Genomic DNA, 5733 nt, shown 5'->3' with positions numbered 1-5733 from the left:
GCGGCTTCCGCATCGAACTCGGCGACATCGAAAGCCGCCTGCGCCAGATCGCCGGCGTGCGCGAAGCCGCCGTCGCCGTGCACGGCGACGGTCCGCAGGCGCGTCTCGTCGCCTACGTCGTCGGCGACGACGCCGGCATCGCCGAACGCGCGAAGGCCGGACTCGCCGAGCAACTGCCGGGCTATCTGCAGCCGAGCGCCTACGTGCAGCTCGACCACCTGCCGCTGACGCTCAACGGCAAGGTCGACCGCAAGCGGCTGCCGGCACCGGCGTTCGCCGCGGCGGAACGTGTCGCGCCGCGAAATGCGCTCGAAGCGCAGCTCGCGGCGATCTGGCAGCAGGTGCTGCGCGTCGACGAAGTCGGCGTCCACGACAACTTCTTCGAGATCGGCGGCGATTCCATCCTGTCGATCCAGGTCGTCGCACGTGCGAACCAGGCCGGCATCGGCATCACGACGCGCCAGCTGTTCGAACTGCAGACCGTTGCCGATCTCGCGCAGCGCGCGACGCGCACGCAGGCGGCGCCGCAGCCGCAGCACGCGATCGACGGCGCGATCGAACTGCTGCCGATCCAGAAGGAATTCCTGCTCGCCGATCCGGTCGACCGGCATCACTACAACCAGGTCGTGCTGCTCGACGTCCCCGGCGACCTTGCGACCGAAGACCTGCGCGCGATGATTGCAGCGCTGTACCGGCGTCACGATGCGCTGCGCCTGCGCTTCGCGGAGTTCGACGGACGCTGGCAGGGACGGCATCAGCCGTTCGACGACGCGATGCTCGACGCGACCTGCATCGAGGAATTGCTGCCGCCCGACGACGACGCGCGCGCGGCGTTCGTCACGCGGCGCTGCGAGCGCTGGCAGGCCTCGCTCGATCTGACCGACGGGCCGCTGCTGCGCGCCGTGCATTTCCGCGGCGAGGGCCGCGGCCGCCTGCTGCTCGCGGCGCATCACATCGTCATCGACGGCGTCTCCTGGCGCGTGCTGCTGGCCGATCTCGAACAGGCCTATCGGCAGCTGCAGCGCGGCGCGGCGATCGAACTCGCGCCGAAGACCTCGTCGTTCCGCCAATGGGGCGAGGCGCTCGCGGCGCATGCGCGCAGCGGGACGCTCGCACAGGAAAAGACCTGGTGGCTCGCGCAGTACGCGAAGCCGGTCGCCGCGCTGCCGCAGGATCTGCCCGGCGCCGGCAACGGTGCGGTGTCGACGACGGAACATGTGTCCCTGCGGTGGACCGCGCAGGAAACGCAGCTGCTGCTGCAGCAATGCCATCGCGCCTACCGCACGCAGATCAACGACCTGCTGCTGGCCGGCGTCTATCTCGGCCTGCGTCGCTGGACCGGCGCGGACACGCTGCGCATCGCGCTCGAAGGGCATGGCCGCGAAGCGGAGCACATCGATGCGGGCCTCGACCTGACCCAGACCGTCGGCTGGTTCACGACCCTGTATCCGCTGACCTTGTCGAGTCCGGACGAACAGGTGGAATCCGTCGTAACGTCCATCAAGGAACACTGCCGCGCCGTCCCGGGCAAGGGGATCGGCTACGGTCTGCTGCGGCACATCGCCGAGGACGCGGCGCTGATCCAGGCCGAAGCCGGCCAGCGGCCGGCGCTGGCGTTCAACTACCTCGGCCAGGCCGACCAGAGCGTCAACGAAGAGACCTTCTTCCGCAGCGCGCCCGAATACGCCGGCGCGCATGCGAGCGCGCGGCGCCAGCGGCGTCATCCGCTCGTGCTCAAGGGCCTGGTTGCCGGCGGCGAGCTGCGCATGACGCTCGAATACAGTCGCGAGCGCCATCACGCGCAGACCATGGAGCAGGTCGCGCGCTTCATCGAGGACGGCCTGCGCGAGGTCATCGCGCATTGCGCCGCGCGCGAGCGCACGACGTTCACGCCGTCGGATTTCCCGCTCGCGAACGTGAGCGCCGCGCAGCTCGCGCAGTGGCAGCAGGCCTATCCCGGCCTGATCCGGCTGTATCCGGCCACGTCGATGCAGACCGGCCTGTATTTCCACAGTCAGCTCGACCGCTCGGCCTACTGCTCGCAGACGCTGCCGGTGTTTCGCGGCGTCATCGACACGCGGCATTTCCGTCGCGCCTGGCAGGCCGTCGTCGACCGTCACGACGTGTTCCGCACGGCGTTCGTCGGCGAGGGCGAGCAATTGCAGCAGCTCGTCAGCGACCGCGCCGAACTGCCGTGGCACGAGGAGGACTGGCGCGGCATCGCGCCGCAGGAACAGGCGCGGCGCCTCGAAGCGTATCGCCAGCAGGATCGCGCGCGCGGTTTCGATTTCCGTTGCGCGCCGCTGATGCGCGTCGCGCTGTTCCGCCTCGACGACGACCGGCATCAGCTGCTCTGGACGCATCACCACGTGCTGTCGGACGGCTGGTCGATGCCGGTGTTCTACCGCGAGGTCATGGAGGTCTATCAGGCCTTGCTCGACGGACGCGAGCCGGCGCTGAAACCCGCGCCGCTGTACGAACGCTACATCGCGTGGCTGCAGGCGCAGGACGCCGCGGCGGCGCGCGACTACTGGCGCACGCAGCTGCAGCACCTCGAAGCGCCGACCGCGCTCGCGGTCGACAGGCTGCCGCTCGCGGTGCGCGCGCCGGGACAGCGCGAGCAGGCGGTCACGCTCGACAGCGTCGACGGCGACGCGCTGCAGGCCGTCGCGCAGGCGCGGCACGTGACCGTGAACACGCTGCTGCAGCTGGCCTGGGCCTACGTGCTGCACCGCTACAGCGGCGAAGACGACGTCGTGTTCGGCGTGACCGTGTCGGGCCGCCCGGCCGAAGTCGCCGGCATCGAGCAGATGATCGGTCTGTTCATCAACACGATTCCGTTCAAGGTGTCCTTCGCCGGCGAGACGACGCTGGCCGAGCACGTGAGCGCGGTACAGGCGGACTTCCTGCGCGCGAACGAGTTCAGCCATCTGTCGCTCGCGGAAATCCAGCGCCAGTCGCGCGTGCCCTCGGGCACGCCGCTGTTCGACAGCCTGCTCGTGATCGGCAACTACCCGATCGAGGCGGCGATGGAAGCCGAGTCGCGCGGTTCGGGCCTCGGCGTCGAGTCCAAGGGACGCAACGAACAGACCGGCTACAAGCTCGCGTTCAACATCGGCCTGCGCGGCCGCGTGCACATCCAGTGCGCGTATTCGGGCGAGGATTTCGACGACGCGACGATCGCGCGGCTGCTCGGCCATTTCGCGCAGGTGCTGCGGCAGATGCCGCAGGCGCTCGATCGCCCGGTGCAGAGCCTCGCGCTGATCGGCGACGCCGAGCGCCGCCAGTTCGACCAGTGGAACGCCGTGCCCGCGGCGTTTCCGGCCGAGGCCTGCATCCACACGCTCGTCGAGGCGCAGGCCGCGCGCACGCCGGATGCGATCGCCGCGGATTTCCATGGCGAGCAGCTGAGCTATGCCGAACTCGACGCGCAGGCCAACCGCGTCGCGCATCATCTGATCGCGCTCGGCGTCGTGCCCGACACGCTGGTCGGCCTCTGCGCCGAGCGCTCGCTCGACCTGATCGTCGGCATGCTCGGGATCCTGAAGGCCGGCGCCGCCTACCTGCCGCTCGACCCGGACTATCCGCAGGACCGCATCGCCTACATGCTCGAGGACTCGGGCGTCGACATCGTGCTCGCGCAGAACGACGTGCTGCAGGCGCTGCCGGTGTTCGGCGACTGCACCGTGCTGCCGCTCGACGCGCCGCTGCGCGCGATGCTGCTCGCCGGACTGCCGGACACGAAGCCGGAAGTCCCTGGCCTGCATGCGGGCAGCCTCGCGTACGCGATCTACACCTCGGGTTCCACGGGGCAGCCCAAGGGCGTGCTCATCGAGCATCGCAACGTCGTGCGCCTCGTCGCGTCGCCGAACTATGTGGAACTCGCGCCGGGCAAGGTCATGGCGCAGGCGTCGAACAGTTCGTTCGACGCGGCCACGTTCGAGATCTGGGGCGCGCTCGCCAACGGCATGAGCCTCTATCACGTCGGCAAGGACACCTTGCTCGATCCGCGCAAGCTCGCGCGCGCGCTGGCCGAGGGCCGCGTCGGCACGCTGTTCGTGACGACGGCCGTATTCAACCAGATGTCGATCGTCGATCCGACCGGCTTCCGCCATCTCGACTGCCTGCTGTTCGGCGGCGAGGGCGTCGACGTCGAAGCGGTCAACCGCGTGCTCGCGGCCGGCAAGCCGCGGCACCTGATGCACGTCTACGGCCCGACCGAGAACACCACGTTCAGCACGGCCTATGAGATCGCCGTGCGCCGCGAGGACAGCTATCCGATCGGCACGCCGATCTCGGGCACCACGCACTACGTGCTCGACGCGCAGCGCAGCCTCGTGCCGCTCGGCGTCGTCGGCGAACTCTATCTCGGCGGCGCCGGCGTCGGGCGCGGCTATCTGAAGCGCCCCGAGCTGACCGCCGAGCGCTTCGTGCCCGACCCGTTCGGAAGCGACCCCGACGCGCGGCTCTATCGCACGGGCGACCTCGTGCGCCAACTGCCCGACGGCGCCGTGCAATTCGTCGGCCGCGCCGACGACCAGGTCAAGATCCGCGGTTTCCGCATCGAACTCGGCGAGATCGAGACGCGCCTGCTTGCGCACGAGGCGGTCTGCGACGCCGTCGTCGTCGCGCGCCGCGACGGCGGCACGCCGCGCCTGGTCGCCTACGTCGTCTGCGCGCCGGGCGAGGATCTGCCGAACGAGACGCTGCTCGCGAAGGAGTGGCGCCGCCACCTGAAGCAGCGCCTGCCGGACTACATGCTGCCGGCCGCGTTCGTGGTCATGGATGCGCTGCCGCTGACGCACAACGGAAAAGTGGACAAGCGCAAACTGCCCGAGCCCGACTATCAGGCGCAGCAGGTCTTCGTCGCACCGGAAACCGAGGTCGAACGGCAGCTCGCGGCGATCTGGCAGCAGGTGCTGCGCGTCGAGCAGGTCGGCGTCCACGACAATTTCTTCGAGATCGGCGGCGATTCGATCCTGTCGATCCAGGTCGTCTCGCGCGCGAACCAGGCCGGCATCGGCATCACGACGAAGCAGCTGTTCGAGGCGCAGACCATCGCCGAACTCGCGCGCATCGCGCCCGAGGACGCCGTCGTGCAGGCGCCGCAGGGCGAGATCGCTGGCGAGCTTCCGCTGCTGCCGGTGCATCACTATTTCTTCGACGGCGATGCAACCGACCGGCATCACTTCAACCAGGCCATCCTGCTCGAAACGCCGGACGGCTTCGACAGCGACGCGCTGCGTGCCGTCATGGCCGCAGTCCACGCGCGGCACGATGCGCTGCGCCTGCGCTTCGTCGAGCGCGACGGCCGCTGGCAGGCGACGCATGCGCCGCTGAGCGACGCGCTCGTCGCGGCGAGCTGCATCGAGGAAACGCTGCCGGCGTCGCCCGACGCGCGCGCTGCGTTCGTCAGCGCGCGCTGCGCGCACTGGCAGGCGGCGTTCGATCTCGCCGACGGACCGCTGCTGCGCGCCGTGCATTTCCGCGGCGACACGGCCGGGGCAGGGCGGCTGCTGCTCGCGGTGCATCACATCGTCGTCGACGGCGTGTCCTGGCGCATCCTGCTCGGCGACATCGAGCAGGCCTACGCGCAGCATCTGCGCGGCGAGACCATCGCGCTCGCGGCGAAGACCGCGTCGTACCAGCAGTGGGGCGCGGCACTCGCCGGGCATGCGTGCAGCGCAGAACTGCTCGCGCAGAAGGACTACTGGCTCGCGCAGTACGCCGAAA

The 5733-nt window shown here is 69.7% G+C and carries 1 protein-coding gene; it reads left to right on the top strand.

Features of this window, described 5'->3' with window-relative positions; all coding sequences use genetic code 11:
* Window positions 1-5733, top strand: a 5733-nt coding sequence (locus VLF18_RS16200; protein ID WP_325280668.1) for a non-ribosomal peptide synthetase, incomplete at both ends; no start/stop codon positions are given.

It is taken from the genome of Tahibacter sp., from assembly GCF_035481375.1.
Taxonomy (GTDB): Bacteria; Pseudomonadota; Gammaproteobacteria; order Xanthomonadales; family Rhodanobacteraceae; genus Tahibacter.
This window is presented reverse-complemented; position numbering and strand designations above follow the sequence as displayed.